25 protein-coding genes are annotated in these 22476 nt (G+C 65.8%); 12 read left to right on the top strand and 13 right to left on the bottom strand.

Annotation, left to right across the window (positions count from 1 at the left end; all coding sequences use genetic code 11):
- Positions 1–57: 57 nt before the first annotated feature.
- Positions 58–1452, bottom strand: coding sequence for a hemolysin family protein (locus tag AC5FRW_RS04760; RefSeq protein ID WP_493567281.1), 1395 nt, complete (start codon positions 1450–1452; stop codon positions 58–60).
- Between the two features lie 114 nt (positions 1453–1566).
- Between AC5FRW_RS04760 and AC5FRW_RS04755 the strand changes: the two genes are divergently transcribed.
- Genes AC5FRW_RS04755 through AC5FRW_RS04745 form a run of 3 tightly spaced genes read left to right on the top strand, consistent with a single transcriptional unit; the run spans position 1567 to position 2972 of the window.
- Entirely contained in the window at positions 1567–1836 is a 270-nt protein-coding gene (locus AC5FRW_RS04755) for a glutathione S-transferase N-terminal domain-containing protein (RefSeq protein WP_493567280.1), read from the top strand.
- Positions 1836–2351: a redoxin domain-containing protein gene (locus AC5FRW_RS04750; protein ID WP_493567279.1), complete on the top strand. Its 516-nt coding sequence runs from the start codon at positions 1836–1838 to the stop codon at positions 2349–2351. The genes AC5FRW_RS04755 and AC5FRW_RS04750 overlap by 1 nt, the downstream gene beginning before the upstream one ends.
- 39 nt (positions 2352–2390) lie before the next feature.
- Positions 2391–2972, top strand: coding sequence for an L-threonylcarbamoyladenylate synthase (locus AC5FRW_RS04745; RefSeq protein WP_493567278.1), 582 nt, complete (start codon positions 2391–2393; stop codon positions 2970–2972).
- A 15-nt stretch (positions 2973–2987) separates the two neighbouring features.
- Here the strand turns inward: AC5FRW_RS04745 and AC5FRW_RS04740 are convergent, their stop codons facing one another.
- The gene (locus tag AC5FRW_RS04740; protein ID WP_493567277.1) at positions 2988–3641 is read right to left on the bottom strand and encodes a CRISPR-associated protein Cas4; all 654 of its coding nucleotides are present in this window, start codon (positions 3639–3641) and stop codon (positions 2988–2990) included.
- An 80-nt stretch (positions 3642–3721) separates the two neighbouring features.
- Here AC5FRW_RS04740 and AC5FRW_RS04735 point away from each other — a divergent pair, with 80 nt between their 5' ends.
- Positions 3722–4186, top strand: a complete 465-nt coding sequence (locus AC5FRW_RS04735) for a nucleoside deaminase (RefSeq protein WP_493567276.1) — start codon at positions 3722–3724, stop codon at positions 4184–4186.
- A gap of 117 nt (positions 4187–4303) precedes the next feature.
- Positions 4304–4573: a hypothetical protein gene (locus AC5FRW_RS04730; RefSeq protein ID WP_493567275.1), complete on the top strand. Its 270-nt coding sequence runs from the start codon at positions 4304–4306 to the stop codon at positions 4571–4573.
- A 475-nt stretch (positions 4574–5048) separates the two neighbouring features.
- Here the strand turns inward: AC5FRW_RS04730 and AC5FRW_RS04725 are convergent, their stop codons facing one another.
- A complete protein-coding gene (locus AC5FRW_RS04725; RefSeq protein WP_493567274.1) occupies positions 5049–5684 on the bottom strand; it encodes an IS6 family transposase in 636 nt (211 codons plus the stop codon).
- A gap of 186 nt (positions 5685–5870) precedes the next feature.
- On the bottom strand, positions 5871–6392 hold the full coding sequence (hjc, locus tag AC5FRW_RS04720; RefSeq protein WP_493567273.1) for a Holliday junction resolvase Hjc: 522 nt from the start codon (positions 6390–6392) through the stop codon (positions 5871–5873).
- A gap of 135 nt (positions 6393–6527) precedes the next feature.
- Between hjc and AC5FRW_RS04715 the strand changes: the two genes are divergently transcribed.
- A complete protein-coding gene (locus AC5FRW_RS04715) occupies positions 6528–7130 on the top strand; it encodes a TetR/AcrR family transcriptional regulator (RefSeq protein ID WP_493567272.1) in 603 nt (200 codons plus the stop codon).
- Positions 7127–8689, top strand: coding sequence for an MATE family efflux transporter (locus AC5FRW_RS04710; RefSeq protein ID WP_493567271.1), 1563 nt, complete (start codon positions 7127–7129; stop codon positions 8687–8689). Before AC5FRW_RS04715 ends, AC5FRW_RS04710 begins: the two co-directional genes overlap by 4 nt.
- 73 nt (positions 8690–8762) lie before the next feature.
- Here AC5FRW_RS04710 and AC5FRW_RS04705 read toward each other — a convergent pair whose 3' ends face one another.
- Together AC5FRW_RS04705 and AC5FRW_RS04700 are read right to left on the bottom strand one after the other, a co-directional pair.
- Positions 8763–9152 (bottom strand): DUF2237 family protein, encoded by a 390-nt coding sequence (locus tag AC5FRW_RS04705; protein WP_493567270.1) that lies wholly within the window; start codon positions 9150–9152, stop codon positions 8763–8765.
- 39 nt (positions 9153–9191) lie between these two features.
- Entirely contained in the window at positions 9192–9986 is a 795-nt protein-coding gene (locus AC5FRW_RS04700; RefSeq protein WP_493567269.1) for a class I SAM-dependent methyltransferase, read from the bottom strand.
- A 62-nt stretch (positions 9987–10048) separates the two neighbouring features.
- Here AC5FRW_RS04700 and AC5FRW_RS04695 point away from each other — a divergent pair, with 62 nt between their 5' ends.
- Positions 10049–10696 carry a DedA family protein gene (locus tag AC5FRW_RS04695; protein ID WP_493567268.1) on the top strand — a complete coding sequence of 216 codons (648 nt, stop codon included), beginning with the start codon at positions 10049–10051 and terminating at the stop codon, positions 10694–10696.
- On the opposite strand, the gene AC5FRW_RS04690 is transcribed toward AC5FRW_RS04695, so the two are convergent.
- Positions 10697–11428, bottom strand: coding sequence for a competence/damage-inducible protein A (locus AC5FRW_RS04690; protein ID WP_493567267.1), 732 nt, complete (start codon positions 11426–11428; stop codon positions 10697–10699).
- 172 nt (positions 11429–11600) lie between these two features.
- Between AC5FRW_RS04690 and AC5FRW_RS04685 the strand changes: the two genes are divergently transcribed.
- The gene (locus tag AC5FRW_RS04685) at positions 11601–11891 is read left to right on the top strand and encodes a hypothetical protein (RefSeq protein ID WP_493567266.1); all 291 of its coding nucleotides are present in this window, start codon (positions 11601–11603) and stop codon (positions 11889–11891) included.
- A 22-nt stretch (positions 11892–11913) separates the two neighbouring features.
- Positions 11914–12390 carry a GIY-YIG nuclease family protein gene (locus tag AC5FRW_RS04680; protein ID WP_493567265.1) on the top strand — a complete coding sequence of 159 codons (477 nt, stop codon included), beginning with the start codon at positions 11914–11916 and terminating at the stop codon, positions 12388–12390.
- Positions 12391–12409: 19 nt separating this feature from the next.
- On the opposite strand, the gene AC5FRW_RS04675 is transcribed toward AC5FRW_RS04680, so the two are convergent.
- The 3 genes from AC5FRW_RS04675 to leuS form a co-directional block, all read right to left on the bottom strand.
- A complete protein-coding gene (locus AC5FRW_RS04675; protein ID WP_493567264.1) occupies positions 12410–12871 on the bottom strand; it encodes an acyl-CoA thioesterase in 462 nt (153 codons plus the stop codon).
- Between the two features lie 41 nt (positions 12872–12912).
- Positions 12913–13191 (bottom strand): hypothetical protein, encoded by a 279-nt coding sequence (locus tag AC5FRW_RS04670; RefSeq protein WP_493567263.1) that lies wholly within the window; start codon positions 13189–13191, stop codon positions 12913–12915.
- Positions 13192–13289: 98 nt separating this feature from the next.
- Positions 13290–16112, bottom strand: coding sequence for a leucine--tRNA ligase (gene leuS, locus AC5FRW_RS04665; RefSeq protein WP_493567262.1), 2823 nt, complete (start codon positions 16110–16112; stop codon positions 13290–13292).
- A 184-nt stretch (positions 16113–16296) separates the two neighbouring features.
- Here leuS and AC5FRW_RS04660 point away from each other — a divergent pair, with 184 nt between their 5' ends.
- Positions 16297–17352, top strand: a complete 1056-nt coding sequence (locus AC5FRW_RS04660; RefSeq protein ID WP_493567261.1) for a phytoene/squalene synthase family protein — start codon at positions 16297–16299, stop codon at positions 17350–17352.
- Positions 17353–17369: 17 nt separating this feature from the next.
- Here AC5FRW_RS04660 and arsM read toward each other — a convergent pair whose 3' ends face one another.
- Entirely contained in the window at positions 17370–18224 is an 855-nt protein-coding gene (gene arsM / locus AC5FRW_RS04655; RefSeq protein ID WP_493567260.1) for an arsenite methyltransferase, read from the bottom strand.
- 109 nt (positions 18225–18333) lie between these two features.
- Here arsM and AC5FRW_RS04650 point away from each other — a divergent pair, with 109 nt between their 5' ends.
- Positions 18334–19542, top strand: a complete 1209-nt coding sequence (locus AC5FRW_RS04650; protein WP_493567259.1) for an inorganic phosphate transporter — start codon at positions 18334–18336, stop codon at positions 19540–19542.
- Between the two features lie 349 nt (positions 19543–19891).
- On the opposite strand, the gene AC5FRW_RS04645 is transcribed toward AC5FRW_RS04650, so the two are convergent.
- Positions 19892–20320: a universal stress protein gene (locus AC5FRW_RS04645; RefSeq protein ID WP_493567258.1), complete on the bottom strand. Its 429-nt coding sequence runs from the start codon at positions 20318–20320 to the stop codon at positions 19892–19894.
- 42 nt (positions 20321–20362) lie between these two features.
- On the bottom strand, positions 20363–22411 hold the full coding sequence (locus AC5FRW_RS04640; RefSeq protein ID WP_493567257.1) for a prolyl oligopeptidase family serine peptidase: 2049 nt from the start codon (positions 22409–22411) through the stop codon (positions 20363–20365).
- Between the last annotated feature and the right edge of the window lie 65 nt (positions 22412–22476).

Genomic DNA, 22476 nt, shown 5'->3' with positions numbered 1-22476 from the left:
GACAGATTCCAAAAGTACGTCATCGAGGATTGCAAGAACCGAAAGAAAGAGTGGGAGTCACTCGGTCGTCGCTTCTTCTTGCACGTCGTCGTCGCTCTCGCCGTCGTCGTCCGTCTCGATGCGGTGGAGGCGGGCTTTCATGATCCGGGTGTTCTCGACCTGCTCGACGAGGATCTCGACGGAGTCGAACTCGATGCGTTCGCCCTCTTCGACGAGTCGACCCGCGCGGTTGAAGATGAAGCCAGCGATGGTCTCGAACTCCTCGCCTTCGGGGAGTTCGACTTCGAGTGCCTCGTTGACCTCCTCGATGTTGACCTCGCCTTTGACGACGACCTCACCGTCGCCGACGAACTCGATCGGCTCTTCTTCCTCGCCTTCGAGAATCTCGCCGACGATCTCCTCGGTGAGGTCCTCCATCGTGACGAGTCCCTCGGTGGTCCCGAACTCGTCGATGACGATGACCATGTGGAGTCGTTCCTTGCGCATCTCGGTCAGCAGATCGTCGACGTTCTTGGACTCGGGAACGTGCAGCGTCGGTTCGATCACGTCGGCGAGATTGACGTTTCGGTCACCGCTGTAATCGCGGTCTCGCACCAGATCCCGGAGGTGGGCAACGCCGATGACGTTGTCCAGACTCCCCTCGTAGACCGGAATCCTGGCGTGGCCGCTCTGGATACACTCCTGGATCGCCTCCTCGACGGTCGAGTCCTTCGAGATGGCGTCCATATCGAGGCGGGGCGTCATCACCTCCTTGGCGATGGTGTTGTTGAACCGGAGGGTGCGCTGGAGCATCTCGCGTTCCTCCTCGTCCAGCACGCCCTCGCGCTCGCCCGTCTCGATGATGTCCTGAATCTCCTCGCGGGTGACGTAGGAGGTCTCGATTGCCGACCGCCCGCCGGTGACTTTGTTGACGATCCGGGTCAGGTAGTCAAAGAGGACGATCAGCGGGATCAGCACCTTCTCGGAGAATTTCAGCGGGCGAGCGATCCGCAACGCCCACGACTCGGTGTTCTCGACGGCGTAGCTCTTGGGCGCGCTCTCGCCAAAGAGCAGGACGATGGCGGTGATTCCGAACGTGGCTGCGACGACTGCCTGCCCCTGCGAGAGGTAGATACCGAACAACCCCGTCGCGATCGAGGACATCGCGATGTTGACGAGGTTGTTACCCACGAGGATCGTCACGAGCAGTCGGTGGGGGTCGCCCTTGAGTTCTTTCAGCGTCCGCGAACCGGGCACACCGTCTTCGAGCAGCGCCTCGACGCGGTGGGCCGGTAGCGAGAACATGGCAATCTCGGAGGAGGAGAAAAAAGCCGAGAGAGCGATCAACACCAGGATGATGAGAACGCCGATGGCAGTGAAGGCGGCGTCCGAAAGTTCGACGATCCCGTAAATATCGACCTGTAGCGGCGAGACTGGCAGCGACTCGGCTCGAACAGGCGGATCAAGGGCCATCAACGTACTGGTTTGCAGGGGGGTCGAATTAAGCGTTATCATAAGGCCAACCAAACGCTCGTCGCTCGAATCCCCCGAAGGGCTTACCCGCAACTCGGCCCAATGGGTGGCTGTATGAGCGACACCGACATCGTCCTCTATCGACTACAGGCCTGTCCGTTCTGCGAGCGGGTCGTCCGTCGGCTCCACGAGTACGACCTCGACTACGAATCCCGCTTCGTCGAACCACGCCACTCCGAACGGGACGCCGTCAAGCGACTCACGGGCAAGCGGACCGTCCCGGCCATCGTCGACGAGACCCACGGCGTCACGATGTCTGAAAGCGCCAACATCGTCGACTACCTCGATCGGACCTACGGCGACGGTGAGGGAGGGGCGGCCTGATGGACCTCGATTTCGACGTCGTCGACCTCGGCCCGGCCGACCATCCCGAGGAAGGCGAGCAGGCCCCAGATTTCACCCGGCCGCTCGTCACCGACGAGTCCTGGTCGGACGTGGCCCTCTCCGATCTGGTCGCCCGCGACGACGATCCCACCGTCCTCCTCTTTCACCCGATGGACGGGGCCTTCCCCGCGACCTACACTTGGAAGGAGGTCCGAAAGCGAGAGTGGCACGCGAACGCGACCGTCGTCGGCGTGTCGATCTCGACGCCCTACGCCCACAAGCGACTGATCGACGAGCGCGAGCTGGGCGACGACTACGCGCTGTATTCTGACCCCGCGAACGGCGTCGCCGAGCGCTACGGCATCGCTCACGACCTGGACGGGATGGCCGGCGTCTCCGAGCCACGCCCGGCCGTCTTCGTCCTCGACGACGAGCGGACGATCGAGTACGCGTGGGTCGCCAAGCAGTGGCCCGACTTCCCCGACTACGACGCCGTCGAGGCGGCGATCCAGTAGACCGGGACGCTTTTTTCGTCCAGCCACGGACCGACAGCCATGAGCGACCTCGACCGCGCGGCCGCCGCCATCGACGACGGGAAGCTGGTGATCTACCCGACCGAGACCGTCTACGGGCTGGCAGCGGACGCCCTCGATCCCGACGCCGTCGAGCGCGTCTTCGACGTGAAAGGTCGGGACCGCTCGAAGCCCGTCTCGCTGGCCGTTCCGAGCGTCGACGCCGCGCTCGACTATACAGAGCCGTCCGAGCGCGAACTGGCCTTCATGCGTGAATTTCTGCCGGGACCGGTGACGGTGCTGGTGGCGCGCCGGGAGATGGTCCCCGACGTGCTGACCGCAGGGAAAGATCGCGTCGGTGTCCGGGTGCCAGATCACGAGCGGTCGCTCGAACTGGCCGAACGGGCCGGCCCGATAACGTCGACGAGTGCCAACGTCAGCGGCGAGCCAAGCGCACTCGAAGTCGACGAGATCGGCGAATCGGTCCGCGACGCCGTCGCCGTGGTCCTCGACGGCGGGCGGACGGCCGGCACCGAGTCGACCGTCGTCGATGTCAGCGCCGGTGAGATCGTCCGCGAGGGTGCCGAGGGTGACGCGATCCGCGCGTGGCTGGCCGAGCACTGACCGCGCCAGCGGCGATCAGTCCCCGAGCATACTCGCCAGCGATCGGGTCCGCGTCCCGCAGTCCTCGCGGTACTCGCAGGGCGAACACTTCGCGTCCGAATCGATCCGTGACGGCGGGCCGTCGACGGTGTCTGCGACCCGGACGGCCGTCCTGTAGGCGGCTTTCCGACGCGTCGTCAGGTCGATCTCGCGGACGACACCGTGGGCGGGGTACTCCGCGACGGCGCGCTCGACGGGCGTCTCGCGCTCCCACGAGAGGGCCTTCGCGGCTGCGACGAGGCGAACGGTCTGGGGTTCCCAGACGCCCTCGTCGGGCGGGTCACCGGCGAAGACGAGCACGGGGAGGAGCGGGTCCTCCAGCACTTTGTGGGCAATCCCGCGACACTCCCGGCCGGTCAGAAGCACGTCCCGCTGTGGTGGCTCGACCAGCGCGTCCCAGTACTCGAACCGACGGGCGAGTCGACCGAGTCGTTCGCGATAGGTCCCCGGCGACACGTCGATGGGCGCGGCGAGCAGGGCGGCGTCGGTCGAACGGAGTTCGTCGTACTCGAAGGCCAGTTCCCGCACGTCGCCGACGCCCGCGGGCACGTCCGGCGGCCCGTCGCGTCGCCGGTAGTAGAGCTTTCGCGGGCAGTACGCCGCCGTCTCGACCTCCCGGAAGGTGTGCATGGTCCCCGCTGGTCCCGTCTTCGCTCAAAAAGGTGTGTCGTGGAGGTGGCTTCTTTGTCTCTCGCACCCGACCGGGACGTATGACCGAGACCGACCTCGACGCGTTCGACGACGAGCGACACGTCCAGCGCGCGATCGAACTGGCCCGCGAGGCGGCCGATCGGGGCGACGAACCCTTCGGGACGGTGCTGGTCCGCAACGACGAGATCGTCGCCGAGGCGTCGAACCGGATCGTCACCGAGGACGACATCCGCCGACACCCGGAACTGGATCTGGCGCTGTGGGCCGTCCGCGAACTCGATCCGAACGAGCGCGCCGAGACGGTGATGTACACGAGCACGGAGCCGTGTCCGATGTGTGCCGGTGGGCTGCGCAACGCTGGGCTTGCTCGCATCGTCTACAGCGTCGGCGGCGACGAGATTGCCGCCCTGACCGGCGGCGAGTCAACGGTCCGGTCGGGCGCGATTCTGGACGGGATCACCGAGGTGACCGGCCCAGTGTGTCACGAGGCGGGCCGGGCAGTCCACGAGGACTACGACTGGTAACGGAGGTCTCATACTACCGGCTGTACATCTGTGAACGATTTCGCCACCCCGGGTGGCGAAGATCTTCACGAAGGTACAGCCGGCAGTATCAACCGTGGTGCAGTCGTAGCGACGAACATGACCGAGCAGGCCTACCGATGTGTCGAGTGTCTCGACGGGACGGTCACGCGCACCTTCGACGTGTCCCATCTGGAGCGGACCTGCGACCGCTGTGGCGAGTTCGCACGGTTCGTCCACGACGGCGTCTTCGAGCAGTTCCGGGCCTTCGAGGAGTCGCCACCGGACGGACTGGACTGGGACCGACTGGATCGTTTGGAGAAATTCTACGTCTGCAACGGTCTCGTCCGCGAAGGCAAGGAGATCGCCGATTTCGACGTACAGGATTGACATCCTCCCCGCGCTGAAGCGCGAGGATTCCAACGCGGGACAGCGGGCCGACCCCGTGTCCCCGCTGGCAACTTCTCGCCTGCCGAATGGGGTCCGGCGAGGCGATACCGGGTTCGTGCGCGATGCGTCGGCCCCGCGAGGGGTGTGGCGTGTTCGGCGTCCATTCGGACGCGGTATCCGCTTGCACCGTGCATCCCGTTCGCCTCGGAAAGACGGCGGGGATGCTCCCGGTCGCAGGTTGCCCCGCGTCCGGGCACGGGCCGTGCCATCGGCCTGCCTGCCCTTCGTGCCACGGTGGGCAGGCACAAGCGGGCGAGGGTCGCTTTTTGCTTGCCGTGTCACCACAGCCTCGGAGACGCCCTCTCGGGAACGGTGTGATGGCCTTCGTCGTCCGGGCGGACCCCAATCCAACCGCCAGTTTTTGCCCGTTGTGCTTACCGCGACATACGCTGTCAGGGAGCTTAATAGATCGTGTTTAGTTTGGAGCATTGTGCCAGCAGGCGAAGGCTTGGAGCCACGATTCGGCTGTGTCGGGTTCGACGTGGCTGAAGCAGTTCGAAAACGACGAGGTTCGGCGCTTCAGTTCTCGGAAAATCCGTTCGACAGCATTCCGATTTCCAGCGCGACACATCTGAAATCGGAGGCCAGCTCGTTGAAGCGCAGTTTGGAGATGTTGCGCGCCATCGACGAGAAATTCGGCGGTTTCGACATCGTGTTTTTGCTGGAGTTCGCGCAGGAAGATTTCGGTGAGGGCAGTCGTCGTTGTCGAGAAGAGGCGAACGTGAAGCAGGTCGTTTGTGGCGGGATCTGCGGCGGCATACAGCCAGAATTGCTGGTCGTTGATTCGAATCACTGTCTCGTCAAGCGCGATCTGATTCGGCGATCGACCTGATTCTGGCTGTAGATCGGCTTTTTGTACCCAATCGTGGATCGCTTTCCGACTGCGTTGGACACCCAGATCTTCGAGTAAATCAGCGGTATTCGACAGCGACAGCCCCGCAATATGCCATTGAATACCCTGCGCCATTATCCACTCGGGTGTCCGCTCGCGCTCCACAAAATCCAAATCAATCCACTCTCTATGACCACTGAGGCGGGTGATTTCTGCCATAGACCAGCAAGAAATTCTCCCGCCTCACTTTTCACGCTTAACTAAACACGATCGCTTAATACCGGCGGTTGTCGCCCTGTTGTCGGATTCATCCTCGCCCTGAAGAGCGGGGCTTTCTCCTCGAACTTCCGTAATCCCGGAGACTGCGGGGCGACAGACGAAATCGAACGCGAGCGAGACCATCGGCTATAGCATCTCGGCGGCGTCCTCGACGCTCAGGTCGCCCCGGTCGAGGGCGTTGAGGATGTCGAGTGTGGCCTGATCGGGACCGTCGTCGCTGCCGCCGATCTCGTCCAGTGTCACTTTCTCGCTGTGGCCGACGAACTCGTCGAAGTCCGTGCCGTCAGCGATAGCTTTCTCTTTTTTGACCCGGTAGTTGCCACCATCGGTCGTGTACAGATCGCCCGGATGAAAGAAAAACCAGTCCTCGCGGTCGAAGCGCACGCCGATGCGGGGCTTGGCCCCGAAGTTCCGCGAGAAAAAGAGCAGTGCTTCGATCTCTTCGCCGTCGAGATAGATGGGATCGCCGGCGCTCGATTTGGCTTCGATGGCGTAGAACGTTTCACCGTCGCCGGCCAGTACGTCCGGTAACTCCCGTTCGGTCGCCGACCCGCTGGCCGGTGCGCGCATCACGGCGAACCCGGCCTCGTCGAGCGCGTTGACCAGTTCGCGCTCGCGGCGGTCGCCCTTCTCGTTCGAGACTACCATTACTCGTCCGGTCGGTCTCGGGATATTTAAGGCCACGTTCGTGCGAGAGCGGCGGTCAGCGCGGTCGAGGGAGATTATTTCACGCCGTTCGGGGAGCGACAGTTTCTTTGTCGCTGACTGGATAGTCAGTCAACAATGACCACCGACGACGACATCATGGATGCGACGTTTGCGGCCCTCTGCAAGCACGGCTATGCGGATCTGACGATGCAGTCGATCGCCGACGAGTTTCCCAAGAGCAAGTCGCTGTTGCACTACCACTACGACTCGAAAGAGGACCTGATCGTCACGTTCATGGAGCACTTGCTGGAGAACTTCCTCGAAGAGTTCGACGAGGACAGCGACGACGATCCACTGGAACAGCTCCTGTGGATGGCCGAAATCGTCGTCGGCGCGGACGACGAAGACGGCCCAGACGACGTGCACATGGCGCTGCTCGGCCTGCGCGCACAGGCACCCTACGACGAGGCGCTGCGCGAACAGTTGGTGCGCAACGACCAGCACATCCGCGAGCGCATCGCCGACATCGTCCGGGCGGGGATCGAACAGGGACAGTTCCGTTCGGATGTCGATCCCGAACAGTTCGCCGCCCTCTTTCGCTCGGCCATCGAGGGCGCACAGTCCCACGACGTGATTCTCGGCGAGGACGCGCCGACCGAGATGGCACTGGCGGGGATCACGGACCTCCTGCTGGAGCGACTGGTCGTCGACGACGAGACTGTGGGGCAAACAGCGTGAGCGAGAAGCGGGCAGAACGCGATCTTACAGAGGGGTCACTGCTGCGCCCGCTGCTGGCGCTTGCGGCCCCGATCGTGTTCACACAGCTCCTGCAGGTGCTGTACAACCTCGTCGACACCTTCTGGGTCGGCCGCCTCGGACAGGACGCCGTCAGCGCGCTGTCCTTTTCGTGGCCGCCCGTGTTCGTCCTGATCAGTCTCGGCGGCGGCCTGACACTGGCGGGCAGTGTGCTGGTCGCCCAGAACAAGGGCGCAGACAGGCTCGATCGGGTCAACGAGGTCGCCGGCCAGACGCTGGCGTTCGTGACGCTGTTCTCGCTCGTCCTGGGTGCGATCGGCTACGTCATGACGCCGACCTTCCTGCGCCTGATCGGGGCCGAACCGGGCTCGTCGGTGTTTGCCTACTCCGTCGACTACATGCGCGTGATCTTCGTCGGCGTCTGGTTCATGTTCGGCTTCTTCGTCTTCCAGTCGCTGCTTCGCGGGTGGGGCGACACCAAGACGCCGATGTACCTGATGGCGGTCAGCGTCGCCGTCAACATCGTTCTCGATCCCATCTTCATCTTCGGCTTTCAGGACAATCTCCTCTTTTCGCTCCTCTCGCTGGAGGGCGTCGAGGCGTCGCTGCTGGCCGAAACCGGCTTTACCGGCATGGGCGTCCAGGGCGCGGCGGTCGCGACGATCATCTCGCGGGCGCTGGCGACGATTCCGGGGGTCGCTCTGCTCTTTTCTGGCTATCTGGGGCTGAATCTCTCACTCGGTGACCTGCGGATCGAGATGGAGACGATCCGGAAGATCGTCTCCGTGGGCTATCCCGCCAGCATCGAGCAGAGTTCCGGCGCGCTCTCCTACACGGCGATGACGGCCGTCGTCGCCATCATCGGCTCGACCGCCGTCGCCGCCTTCGGCATCACGGCCCGCTTGACCTCCTTCGTCTTCCTGCCGGCGGTCGGGATGGGGATGGCCGTCGAGACTGCCGTCGGCCAGAACCTCGGTGCGGACCGGGCCGGTCGGGCGCGCAAGAGCGTCCATCTCGCGCTGGCGATGCTGATCACCGTCTACGTCGTCGTCAGCGGCCTCGCCATCTACTTCGCCCGCCCCATCGTCGGTGCGTTCATCCAGGGTGAGGGGGCTGCCCAAGTCGTCGACATCGGCGCGGAGTACATGTGGATCGTCGCCCCCACCTTCGCGCTGATGGGCGTGTTCCACGTCATCAAGGGCGCGTTCAACGGCGCTGGCTCGACGCGGGCGGCGATGATCTTCTCGATGACCTCCGTCTGGGGGATGCAGGTAGTACCGGCCTACGTCCTCGTGCAGTACTTCGACATGCAGACGACCGGCGTCTGGTGGGCGATTGCACTGATGCACGTCGGCTCCGCCCTGCTCGTGGCCGCGTGGTTCCGCTGGGGCACCTGGACCGAGAACGTCGTCGACGAGGACGACGATCTGGTGGTCGAGGAAGCGCCCGATAGCAGCGTGGAATCGGCGGGTGAAGCGGCCGACGGCGGGGCAGTCGAACGCGAGTGTAGTGAGTGTGACTGTCGGCCGTCGGACGACTGATCCCGCCGGCGCATCCGACGACCGCTCGTCGGTCGTCGACTCCAGAGCCGGCGTGGGCGAGTGAGTACCGTGGTCAGGCGTCGTACGCGTGGGCTTCCAGCGTCTCCAGTTCGACCGAGTCAAGCACCGCTTCGTTCGTCGCCGCCAGCACGACCGGCGGCACCGTGGTCTCGGGCAGTCTGTCCCGGCGGGTCGCCTCCAGTGCCTCGACCCAGCGGCCAAGACAGAGACACCAGCGGTCGCCCGGTTCGAGTCCCGGAAACTGAAAGTCGGGTCGTGGCGTCACCAGATCGTTCCCGCGTTCCTTGCTAAACTGCAGGAACTCCTCGGTCATCACGGCACACAGTTCGTGGCGGCCACGGTCCCGGGGATGGGTCCCACAGCAGCCGTCCCGCTCGAAGCCGGTTTCGGGGTCGGTGCTACACGGTTCGAGGTCCGCCCCGAGGACGTTCTGATCGGTCATGGCGGATCGAGGGTGTGCGAGGACAAAGGGCTGGCGTCGTCACGCCGGCACGGCGACGAATCGAAGCCGTCGGTAGTCCGCGGTCCACGTCTCCGTGTCGGGATCGTACAGGTCCCCTCGAAGGCGATCTTCGACGGCTGCGACGACTGTTTCGCGTTCGTCGTCGGCCAGCGGCGCGAAGAGCGAATCCCCGAACACGTCGAGCCAGTTCGCCAGTCCGTCGGGACCGTCGAGGGCGGTCGGCCGGTCGAACAGCGTCGCGTGGCGAACCTCGAAGCCGTGCGTTTCGAGCAGGCTGGCGTGCTCGCCGACAGTCGGAAAGTACCACGGATTGTCGGCGTCGTAGCCACGGTCGTGCAGTTCGACCAGCACCGCCGCGACGATGGTCGCAACGTTGCCCGCGCCGCCCAGTTCCGCGACGAAGCGGCCGCCGGGACCGAGCGCGTCGGCGACCCACCCGGTGACGGCGTGCTGGTCCGTGATCCAGTGCAGCGCCGCGTTCGAGAACACGGCATCGAAGTGCTTGCCGTCGTCGAGCAGTCGGGCGGGGTCGAAGCCGGTGGCGTCGGCCTGTTCGAACCGAACGTCGGGATGGGAATCGCGGGCCTGCTCGACCATCGCCGCCGACTGGTCGATGCCCACGACGGTCCCGTTCTCGCCGACGCGGTCGGCGATGTCGGCCGTCAACTGTCCGGTGCCACAGCCCAGATCGAGGACGGTCTCGCCGGGAGCAGGTGTGAGCAAAGAGACGACCGACTCGCCGTAGTCGGCGACGAAACCGGTCTCGTCGTCGTATCGCTCCGAGTCCCACGTGTTGTCGACGCTGTCGGTCACGAACGCGTCTTCGCGGGGCGAGCGGAAGGTCTTTGGGTCAGACAGGCGTCGGTATCGACCGAATGGCGTCCCTGAAGTCTCAGCACCGGTCTCGCGTTCGCACGTGGGCCGAAGATTACGGCCTGCTCGTCGTCGCCCTCTCGTTCGTCGCGCTCGCGGTCGCCGGCATCACCCTGTTCGTCGTCGGCGACGAAGAACTGGCCCGGCAGTTGATCGACGACTACGGGCTGGCGGCGTTGCTGGTGATCTTCGTCCTCGAAGGCGCGATGTTGCTGTATTTCGCCCCCAGCGAAGTCCTCGTCCCGGCCGCCATCGGCACGCTGGCGACCGGCGGCGGCGGGTACGACTGGGGGATGATCGCCGCCATCTTCGCCATCGCCGTCGTCGGCGCGACCGCCGGCCAGACGACCCTCTTCGTGCTGGCACAGCGTGGCGGGCGCGAGTGGCTCCTCCAGAAGCCGTGGTTCCGTGTCAGCGAGGACAAACTGGACCGCTTCGACAGCTGGTTCGACCGCTGGGGGCAGGCTGCCGTCCCGATCAGCAACGCCTTGCTCTTTACCCGCGGGATGCTGACGGTGCCCGCCGGCGTCGCCGAGATGAACGCGCGCCGCTTCGCCGCGCTGTCGGCACTGGGCACCCTCGTCTTCGAGGGGTGGCTCGCGGTGTCGTTTTACTACCTCAACGAGGCCGGGCTATTCGAGTTTCTGTAGCTACTCCGGCTCGTCGACACGCCGTCGCACCCACTCGGCAGCCCCAGCCACCTCGTCCGGGTCCGTCCCCGTCACTTTCACCCGGCCCGGCTCGCCGCCGTGGACGGGATAGCTGCCGACGGCCACGTCGAACCGCTCCCGGACGCCTGCGAGCACGTCCTTCAATGCACCCTCGGGGGTCACGGTCGGCACGGACTCCGAGACGGCATCACCGCCGAAATCGTCGGCCACCGACTCGAACATCACGCGCAGTTCCTCGGGAAAGCCCGGGAAAACGTAGACGTTTGCCAGCACACAGCCGGGGTTGAAGCTGGTCTCGGTCTGGAGCGGGCGCGCACCCTCGGGCAGCGCCGCAGTCTCGTCCAGATTCAGGTCGAAGTCGTGGGTCTCGTAGCGCTCGGGATTGGCTTCGCGGTACTGTCTGGCCTTCTCGGCGACGTACTCGCGGACGGCGGGCTGGACGGCCATCTCGCGGTCGAACGCGTCGGCCACCGCTTCGAGGGTCACGTCGTCGGGCGTATCGCCCAGCCCGCCCGTGACGATGACGGCGTCGAAGGCTGACGCCCAGTCGCGGACGTACTCGGCGATCAGATCGCGCTCGTCCGGGATCGTCAGCGAGCGCGTGACCGTCACGCCACGCTCTGCCAGCTGGCGGGCCAGCCACGTCGCGTTCGTGTTCTCGGTCTCGCCCGCGAGCAGTTCGTCGCCCACCGTGATGATCGCGACCTCCATCGGCGCTTGGTTGGCGCGTCGTCGTGGTAATACTGCCGGCTGTCCGTCTGTCAAGAATATCGCGACAATGGGGTCGCAACTCTCTCGAAACAGTGACAGCCGGCAGTAGAAGTCTTCGTCCCGGTCGTGATGATCCAGAACGCATACGGGGGCGCGCGCCGACCACTCTGGTATGTCCGACTTTCACCACAGCGTGCAGGCAGCGTTCGAAGCGGCAGGCGCGGACGAAGCGACGGCGGCCGACGCCGCAGAGAAGCTTTCGGCCTTCCGCGAGGACCACGACGAGGCACTGACGGCCGACGATGTCGAAGCGCGCCTCGGCGAGGCGCCGCACGACGATTTCACACACGCCTACGACTGGCTCGTGGGCGACCTCGCGGCGGCCACCGAGGACTGCACTGACTCCCGTGAGTATCGGCTGGCGGGCTACGACGAGTTCGCGGCCGACCCACAGCGCGCGTGATCGTGGTGGGTCGGCGGTCACGATGAGCGACGACGACGGCGGTGAGCGAGCAGACGGCTCGCGATCCTCGTCGGACGGCCGCGCCGACGGCGGGACGTACACGCTCCTGATCGAGCGCACCGGCGACGGGCGGATCGAGGTGGGCGCGCTCGGGTCGCTGGCGTTCCCGCAGGGCTGGTACGCCTACACCGGGAGCGCGCTGGGTCCCGGCGGCTTCAGCCGGGTCGAGCGCCACGAGCGCGTCGCCGCCGGCGAGCACGACGCGCGCCACTGGCACGTCGACTATCTACTGGGCGCGCCCGACACCCGGATCGATCAGGTGGTGCAGTCGCCCGGCGTCGACATCGAGTGTGCCGTCGCAGACGAACTGGCCGGCAGTCGCATCCGTGACTTTGGCAGTTCCGACTGTGGCTGTGACGCACATCTTTCCTTCCACCCAGACCGGGCGACGCTACTGGGATCGGCGGATCGGGCACACAGAGAACACCGCGGCGACTGACAGCCCCACGGCCCAGAGATTACCGACCGGCAGCGTCCTCGGTGTCCGTCGCAGCATCGTTCAGCGCGGCGTCGCGCAGTTCCCGCTCGGCGTCGGTCTCGACGGTTAGCTCGGGGACCGGCGTCGGTTCGCCGTCGGCGAGCGCGACGAAGACGAAGTGGCCCTCCGTCGTGACCTCCGTCTCACCGGTCGTGGGGTTCTCGCGTTCGGCCCGGACACGGACTCGGACGCTCGTCCGGCCAGCGTCGTAGACGTAGGCCTCCGTCAGCGCCGTCTCGCCGACGGGGATCGGCCGCCGGAAGTTCAGGCCGTCCATCCGGGCCGTGACGCAGGGATTGCCCGCAAAGCGCATCGCCGACATCGCACCGATCTCGTCGAGCCACTTCATCACGATCCCGCCGTGGGCGGTCTCGTAGTTGTTGGCGTGATTGGGCTGGACCCGGTAGCGATTGGTGAAGTGCGTCTCAGCGAGGCGAGGCATGGCTGTGGCTTCGACGGACGATCATAAAAGGTCGTGGGCGATCAGGCGTCGACGCGCTCGACGCCGGGTTCGACGTCTTCGGTCTCGAAGGACTCGTCCCCACTCCCGCGGCGCTTGGCGACCTGACGGGCGACGACAGCGAGGGCGGCAGCAGCGAACAGGAGACCGACGACGCGCCGGCCGCGGCCGCCGGACGAACTGTCGTCCGCCGATTCCTCGGTGACCTCGATGGACTCGGTGTCGCTGTCTGGGGCCGTCTCGCCGCCGAAGGGGAGTTCTCGGAGGTTGATCTCGAACAGGGTGACGTTGTCGAATGCCATAGTAGCCGATACGCTCGCCACGAACTTATAGGTGCAACAACAGATGGTGGGCGAAACCGCCACGGTGCGGAGGCGGGACACAGACGGTCTGAAACGCGCTAGCTGATGTGGATAGCGGGCTTGTTCGGCCGGGCCGTCCGGGCGTGCTCGCCGTCGGGATCGGCCTGCCGGACGGTCACGTCGGCCCCGAACTCGTCGGTGAAGAGCCACGTCGCCTGTTCGAGGACGGTCCGCTCGCGCTCGGGCGAGAGCACTGGCTCGAATCCACCGGACCGGTCGGCCAGATCGGCGGCGTAGTCGGCGGCCGCCTCGGTCCCGGGCACGTCGTCGTCTTCCATGACAGTCCCGACGACGGGGCCGTCGGGGCTCGCGGCTTCACCGCTCGCTCGTTCCGAGGCCTCCCGCTGGTCGGCCTCGCCGGCGACCTCGCTCCCGAGTTCGTAGGCCCGGTAGCTCCACGCGGGCGCGACGACCAGTTCGATCTCGTCGGGATCGGTGATGTCGACCACGTCGGTGATCTCGCGCACGTCCGCGAGCGTCGTCCGCACGAGTTCGCGCTCGACGCGGTACTCCGGGATCGACTGGAGTGGCACGGGCCAGTCGGCGGCAGCGATCAGCCCCTCGCCGTCGAGGGCCGACCAGAGTTCTTCGGCGAGATAGGGAGCGAGGGGGGCAAGCAGTTTCGAGAGGACACGCAGCCCTCGGCTGTAGGCGAAGCGATAGGGCGTCTCGTACTCGCGATAGCGCCGGAGCAACTGGGCGAACTGCTGGATCTCGGTGACGACGCGATGGAAGCGAAAGCGCTCGTACTCGTCGGTGACGGCGGCGATGGTGCGGTCGATCTCGCGTTCGAGGTAGGCGTCGTGGGGCGTGCTCTCGGTGCGGCTCGCGGGTCGTGCCTCCCCGCTCGCTCGTCCCGAGGACTCACTGCGTTCGCCCTCGTGGCTCGCGTGTCGCTCCGCTCGCGCTCGCTCGTTCCGGGACGCTCCCTGTGGTCGCGTCCCCTGCCCCCCGTCAGCAAAGTCGGCGACCATCCCGTACACCTCCTGCTGGAACTCGTAGGCGTTGCTTACGTCGGTGGCGGTCCACTCGAAGTCCTGCCCGGGATGCGCGGCCGAGAGGACGAACAGCCGCGTGGTCTCCGCGCCGTACTCGTGGGGGGCCACGTCGTTGCCCTTCGATTTCGACATCTTCTCGCCGCTGTGCAGCACCGTGCCCTGATTGACCAGTCGCTCGACCGGTTCGCGCTGGTCGAGGAGTCCGAGGTCGGCCAGCGCGCGAGTGAAAAAGCGGATATAGAGGAGGTGGAGGACAGCATGCTCGTCGCCGCCGACGTACACGTCGACGGGGAGCCAGTCGTCGGCCACGTCGCTGTCGAAGGGTGCGTCGGCGAGGTCGGGGTTCAGATAGCGCAGGAAGTACCACGAGGAGTCGACGAAGGTGTCCATCGTGTCCGTCTCACGTTCCGCTGGCTGTCCGCAGTCGGGACAGGTCGTCTCGACGAACTCGTCGCTGGCAGCGATGGGATTTCCCGTGGTCTTGACGTACTCGGGGAGTTCGACCGGTAAGTCCTCGTCGGGAACGGGGACGTGTCCGCAGTCGTCGCAGTGGACGATGGGGATCGGGGTGCCCCAGTAGCGCTGGCGGGAGATGAGCCAGTCCCGGAGCCGATAGGTCGTCGCTGACTCGACGGCGTCGTGATCGAGCAGGCGCTCGCGGGCCGCAGAACTGGCGAGACCCTCGTACTCGCCGTCGGCGGTGACCATCCCGTCGTCGGTGACGGGTAGTTCCGTCTCACCAGCGCTGTCCAGCGGTGCGACGACCTGCTCAACTGGCAAGTCCTGGGCTTCAGCGAAGGCGTGATCGCGCTCGTTGTGGGCGGGCACGCCCATGACCGCGCCCGTCGCCACGTCGTCGAGGACGTAGCTGGCGACGTAGATCGGGATCTCCGTGCCGGTGAGGGGGTTGGTCGCCGTGAGACCGGTGTCGACGCCGGCCGTGCCGTCGGCGTCCTCGGGCAGTGCCACGTCGGCCACTCGGGCGAGGCGGTGTCCGGGCGCGACTGCGAGGTAGGTCGCGCCGAAGACAGTGTCCGGCCGGGTCGTGAACACGTCGACCGTCTCGTCCGCACCGACGGCGTCGCCTTCGATCGCGAAGGTGATCTCGGCCCCCTCCTGACGGCCGATCCAGTTGCGCTGGATCTCGCGGACGCTGTCGGGCCACTCCGTCAGCTCGTCCAGTCCGTCGACCAGTTCGTCGGCGTAGTCCGTGATCGTGAAGAACCACTGGTCGAGTTCGCGCGTCTCGACGCCCGTGCCACAGCGCCAGCAGGACCCCTCGCCGCTGGCGTGGCCGGGTGCGTCGTTACGCTGGCCGGTGTCGATGGTCTCACCGGGCTGTTCGACCTGTGCGTCGGCCAGCACCGTCTCGCAGTCGGGACACCAGTTGACCTGTGCGCCGGTGTACTCGACCAGTCCTTCCTCGTAGAAGCGCGTAAAGAGCCACTGATTCCAGCGGTAGTAGTCGGGATTGCAGGTCGTGATCTCTCGGGACCAGTCGTAGCCAAAGCCCATCCGTTCGAGTTCGTCACGCATCTGCTCGATGCAGGTGCGAGTCCACGACTCGGGATCGGTGTCGCGGTCGTAGGCCGCGTTCTCGGCGGGCAGGCCGAACGCGTCCCACCCCATCGGATGGAGCACGTCTTCGCCCGACATCCGCCGGTAACGGGCGATTGCATCCGTGATCGCGTAGTTGCGGATGTGGCCCATGTGCAGCGAACCCGAGGTGTAGGGAAACATCCCCAGCACGTAGGTCCCCGCGCCGCCCTCGATCGCGTCGTCGTCGAGTTCGTACACGCCCTCGCGGTCCCAGACGTGTTGCCAGTACTCCTGGACGCGGGCGTGGTTGTAGCGGTTCGACATCCTTGCTCCGGAGATGGGAGTGGGGCACACATCACTGTTCTGCTGGCCGGCCCGGCCGCATCATACACAATCATTCATTATATATTCGGCATCGATCACGTCGTCGTCGGCCAGATCGAGACCACGGCTGATCGGTGTCTCGTTGGGCGGTGTTTTTTGTACACTGAGCCGGAGTATACTGACAATGACCGGAGTGCCGCAGCAGGCGACGCTGGCTGATGACCGGAGTTGGGCGTTCGACGCCGTCCAGTCGGTCTCCCGGACGTTCGCGCTGAGTGTCGAGCTACTCGACGAGCCGATGACGGAGTGGGTCTGTACCGGCTACCTGCTCTGTCGGACCGCGGATACGATCGAAGACGAACCGACCATCCCGATGCAACGGCGGGCTGAACTACTGGAGACGTTCGACGCGATGCTGGCGGCGGACGACGAGACGGATGTCGAGGAGTTCCTCGCTGCCGTCGAATCGGACACGCCGGCCGACGGCGGCGACGACTGGGCCGTACTGGGCCAGACCGACCGCATCGTCCGTCTCTGGCAGTCGTTCCCGGGTCCCGTCCAGAACGGGATGCGCTCGATCACCCGGGAGATGGCGACCGGGATGGCCGACATCCTGCGCCGCCACCAGCAACACGAGGGACTGCGCCTCGAATCGCTTGACGAACTCGAAGAGTACTGCTGGTACGTCGCCGGCACGGTCGGACAGCTGTTCATGCACCTGCAGGCCGTGCAGGCCGACCCCGACGACCCGACACCCGATCCCGAGGACGCCCGCGCCTTCGCACTGCTGCTCCAGCTCGTCAACATCGCCAAGGACGTCCGAGCCGACTGGGCCGAAGAGAACAACGTCTATCTCCCGGGCGAGTGGCTCGACGAGGAAGGACTCGACCACGAGGCCGTCGCCGACCCCGAGGCGTCGACGACGGTCGCCCGCGTCGTCAATCGCGTCGTCGATCAGGCCGCAGGCTACGCCAGCGGTGCCCAGCGCTACCTCGCGACCGTCCCCGAGGAGGACAGCGGCGGGCTACTCGAAGCGACGGCGTTGCCCTACCTGCTCGCGCTCGGGACGATCCGCGAACTCCGCGAGCGAACGGTCGACGCCGTCGAACAGCCCGACGCCGTCAAACTCGAACGCGAAGAAGTCGAACAGCTGTTCGCCGAAGCAAACGACGGCTTCACACGCGAGCAGGTTCGCGACCTCGCCGAGACTGTCCGGGAAGCCCCGTACCACGAGCAGTAGTCGTCGCAGCGTCGTTTCTACGCGTCCCCGTTCTCGGGCAGCCGCGCCTCGATGGTCGCCGCCGTGACGTACTCGCTTGGGTCGCGTTCGGGGTCCCACTCGCGGATGAACTGCTCGCTGTCGTCGTCCGGTTCGATCTCGATGTCCACGAAGCCCGCATCGGCGAGTAGCGTCTCAAGCCGGTCGATCGTCGCCGCGCCGGCGATACAGGCCGACACCGAATCCGGGTCCGCTCGCACGTCCGCGGGCATCGGCGCGGTCTCGACGACGTCCGAGATGGCGACGCGCCCGCCGGGGGCGAGGACGCGAGCGACCTCGGCGAACACCTGCGCCTTGTCCGGCGAGAGATTGACGACGCAGTTCGAGATGACGGCGTCGACGCTGTTGTCGGCCACGGGGAGGTGTTCGATCTCACCGAGTCGGAATTCGACGGTGTCAAAGTCGCTGTCGGCGGCGTTCTCGCGGGCGCGCTCGATCATCTCGGGAGTCATGTCGACGCCGATCACCCGCCCCTCGGGACCGACCTCGCGGGCCGCGAGAAAGCAGTCGAACCCGCCGCCCGACCCCAGATCAAGCACGCGCTCGCCCGGTGAGAGGTCGGCGATCGCACCGGGATTCCCACAGCCAAGGCTCAGGTCGGCGGCGTCGATGGTCGCCGCGTCCTCGTCGTAGCCCAGCTGTGCCACGTCGGCGGCGACCGGATCGTCGGTCGCTTCGTCGGCCGACCCGTCACAGCAGTCACTCGCAGCCGCGTCGTCGCCACAGCAGTCGTCGGTGCTGTCGGCGATGTCTGCGTACCGCTCGCGGACGAGACTGCGCTGGTCGTCCGCGTCCAGTTCCTCGACCGTCGTCCCATCGTCGGAGTTGCTCATCACCCTATCGTTTGAACAACTATTCAGATAAGTCTACGGTCCGGAGAGTCCAGATGCGGGGAACGTTTTTCCTGACCGGCGACGAACGGCCGACAATGGATCGGCATCGATGACCGGCGTCGGATTCTGGGCACTGGTCGTGCTGGCGACGCTGACGGGACTAATCACCGCGTGGGCGCTGGGTGCCAACAGTAACTCCCCGCCCTTTGCGCCGGCGATCGGTGCCAACGCCATCTCGACGATGCGGGCGGCCTTCCTGATCGGGATTCTGGCCGCCGCCGGGGCGCTGACACAGGGCGGCGCTATCTCCGAGACCGTCGGGGCCGGCCTCATCGACGGCGTCGCGATCACGTCGCTCGCGGCGACCGCGGGGCTGCTGACGGCGACGACGTTCATGGCCTTCGGGGTCTACTCGGGCTATCCTGTCCCCGCCGCCTTCGCGACGACCGGCGCGATGATCGGCGTCGGGCTTTCGCTGGGAGGCGATCCCGCGACCGCAACGTACCAGCGCATCGCGACGTTCTGGGTGCTGGTCCCGCCCGTTTCGGGTGGACTCGCCTATCTGACGGCGACAGTGTTGCGCCGGGACGACATCCCCGAGACCGTCGGCGTCCCGCTGCTTGCGGCCGTCGTCGGCGGGATCGTCGCCAACGTCCAGCTCAGCATCGTTCCGACGCCGCCGGGTGTCGATCAGGGGTCGATCGCCAGCTTCGTCGCGCGACTCCTGTCTGTCCCCTCTGTTGGAGGGATCGATCTGGGCGTCGTCGTCACGACACTCGCCGTCGCCGCCCTCAGCTTCCAGTGGATCCGCCGTCGCACACAGGCCTCCGTCGATCGAGGCATCAAGACCTTCCTCGTGGTGCTTGGCAGCGTCGTCGCCTTCTCCTCGGGCGGGAGTCAGGTCGGACTGGCGACCGGGCCACTGGAGAACCTCTACAGCGCCGAACTCGGCCTGCCCGGCATCCTCCTGCTGGGTATCGGCGCGGTCGGCATCCTCGGGGGCGCGTGGATGGGCGCACCGCGACTCCTGCAGGCCACCTCCCGGGAGTACGCCCAACTGGGAATTCGCCGCTCTATCGCCGCGCTCGTCCCGGGCTTCATCATCGCACAGACCGCTATCGCGCTGGGTATCCCCATCTCCTTCAACAACATCATCATCTCGGGCGTCATCGGCGGCGGACTGGCCGGCGGCTCGGCGGGCGTCTCCCGGCGGAAGATCGGGGTGACGCTCGGGTTCTGGGTGATCACGCTCGTGACCAGCATCGCGATGGGCTTTGGTCTCTACCGACTGCTCTCGACGGTACTGGGGATCAGTTGAGGGAGTCCGCAGAGATGCGGCCGACGGTATCAAGCCGAAGACAGTGAAAGCCCTCGGCTCGCTAACGCGTTCTGTGGCGGATATTCTCCCTGCGGTCGAATAGTGCCGCCACAGAACGCGTTACCGCGCCTCGCCCTTTCATCCGCCAGGACGCAGCTTGGAGGACTGTCCACGAGCCTGGTGGATGAAAGGGCGAGCGTCGTTCGATCCGTCCCGGGCGACGTAAGCACCGCAGGCCGAAGGCCAAGGAGCGAAGCGAGCCCCGGACGGTCGAACGATGCGAGGGCTTTCGATGATTCGTCTCTGTGTCTGCAGAAGCGTTACAGACTCACAAAGAGCCGCCTCCAGATCACCGAACGACAGTCACCGTCACCGGCGCTTCTCGAACGACCGCCGTCGCGACCGTCCCGAGCAGCCGCTGGGTCAGGTCGCTGGCGTCGCCTCCGTGACCGCCCATCACGATCTGATCCACGTCGCTGCCCTCGGCGTAGTCGACGATGGTCTCGGCAGGATCACCCTCCTCGACGACGGTGTCGACCGGCTGGTCGTGCTCGGTCGCGCGCTGCTCGGCTTCGTCAATTACCTCGTCGGCGTACTCGCGGGCCTCGGCCTCGCGCTCGTCTCGCTCGATGACGCCGCTCTCGCTCATCGCGGCGTCGATGGGTGTGACCACGTTCAGGACCGTCACCCGACAGTCGAAGACATCCAGCGCGTGGGCCAGTGCCGCCTCCGACAGCGGCGAGCCATCCAGCGGGACGAGGACGTGGGTCGGTTGCATACCTGCCGCATCGAGTGCCGGCGGTAAAGATGGTCTGGTAGCTCAGACCGTCGACGATGTCTCGACGACACCCAGTCGATCGTAGAGGAATCCCCACTGGTCGAGTTGCTCCGAGACGACCTGTGAGACCGGCTTTCCGACACCGTGGCCGATGTTCTCGTAGGTCCGCAAGAGCGGCGGTTCCGACCCGGTCTGGCGGGCTTGCAGTCTGGCGACCATCTTCCGTGCGTGGAAGGGGTCGACGCGGGTGTCGCTCTCGGCGGTCACCAGCAGTGTCGCGGGATACGCGCGTTCTGAGACGTTGTGGTACGGCGAATACTCGCGGATGTAGCTGAAGGCCTCGGGGTCCTCCTCCGGGTTACCGTACTCGCTAGTCCAGGAGCGCCCGATCAGCGACCGATGGAAGCGGAGCATATCGAGCAGCGGCACCTTGCACAGCACAGCGGCAAACAGGTCCGGGCGCTGTGTGAGTGCCGCGCCGACAGTGAGGCCGCCGTTCGATCCGCCGAGACAGGCGAGTCGATCAGCGTCGGCGTATCCTCGCTCGATCAGATGCTCACCGGCGGCGTGGAAGTCGTCGAAGGTACGTTGTTTGGTCTCGCGCTGGGCGGCCTCGTGCCACGCCGGGCCGAACTCCCCGCCGCCACGGATGTTCGGGATGGCGAGCACGCCGCCGTCTTCGATGAAGGGGACAGTGTAGCGAAAGAACTCCGGCCGCATGCTGATCTCGAAGCCACCGTAGCCGTTGAGGATCGCGGGATTCGTCCCGTCACGCTCGACACCGGCACGGCGCACGATGAACATCGGGACCGACGTGCCGTCGCTGGACTCGAACCACTCTTGGTCGACGGCGATGTCGGCCTCGATGCCCACGTCTGGCTCGGCGACGGTCGACACGTCGTTGGACTCCCCATCGTACCGCATCACCGCCTGTGGGTGCTCGAACGATTCGTAGCTGAAGAACACCTCGTCGGACTGTGGACTGCCGTGCATCTGGTCGACCGCGCCGGTGCCGGGCAACGAGACGGTCGCGAGGTGCGTCCCGTCGTGGTCGAACGCGGCCAGTTCGGAGACGACGTCCCGGTCGTGTGTGACAAGCAGTCGCTCCGGAGTGACGGCGAATCCGCTGAGGGTGGCGTTTTGGTCCTCCGGTACGACCGTCTCGATATCGGCCGGTTCCTCGACGGTCGGTGGATCGGGGATGTCCAGTCGCGCGAGCCGATACTGCTCGGCCCCGAAACTCGTCCTGAGATAGCAGTCCGTCCCGCGAAGCTCTGGCTCGAAGATGGCGTCGTGCCCTTCGATCAACGGTTCGATCTCGCACTCCCCGTGTTGCAGCCGGTAGAGATCGGTCCGCTCCCACCCCTCGGAGAATCCGACGACGACGTGGTCGCTTTCGGGCGAAGTCCGGAGAATCGGCCACGTCTGTGGATCGAAATCGTCGTGAATCACGCGGTCGCCCTCGACATCGCTCCCCAGAGGATGGTAGCGCAGCTCCTTCTCTAGCTGGCCCTCGCCACCGACGGCACCCGTGCGGACGTAGTAGAACCCGTCATCGAACCACGCCATCATTTGCGGGCCCGTCCGACCGGCATCGGGGATCACGTCGATGTCATCACCAGTCGTCACATCCATGACGTGGATGTCGTACTGCTCGGCGCCGTCCTCGTCGACGCCGTACGCGATCCGTTCGCCATCCGGCGCCGGCACGTACCAGTTGACCGCTGTCGTCCCATCGTCGCTCAGTTCGTTCGGGTCGACCAGTGGCCGTTTCTCCTGATCGAGTTCCTCGAAGTGGTACAGCACGGGGTGGTCCTGTTCCGGATCCCGGATGCGCTGAAAGTAGCCGGATGGCATCGGCTGGATCGGATGATACTCACGAAAATCAGCCAGATCCTCGATCCGCGGCCGAAGGTGCTCTCGGATGGACTCGTCGGAAAGGTGGTCGTCCGCGTACTGATTCTGGGCCGCAATCCACGTGCGGACGGCGTCATCGTCTCCGTCTTCGAGCCACAAGTACGGGTCCTCGATGTGCTCTCCGTGGTACTCGTAGCCGGAATCTCGTCGTTCTGTCGCGGGAGGGCCACGCATGGCACCGCGTTCCCGACCCACATACAAGAATCTTGTATCCCGACGGGCGACGTTCACTTCCACCG

The organism is Halomicrobium sp. HArcht3-1, from assembly GCF_058933345.1.
This window is presented reverse-complemented; position numbering and strand designations above follow the sequence as displayed.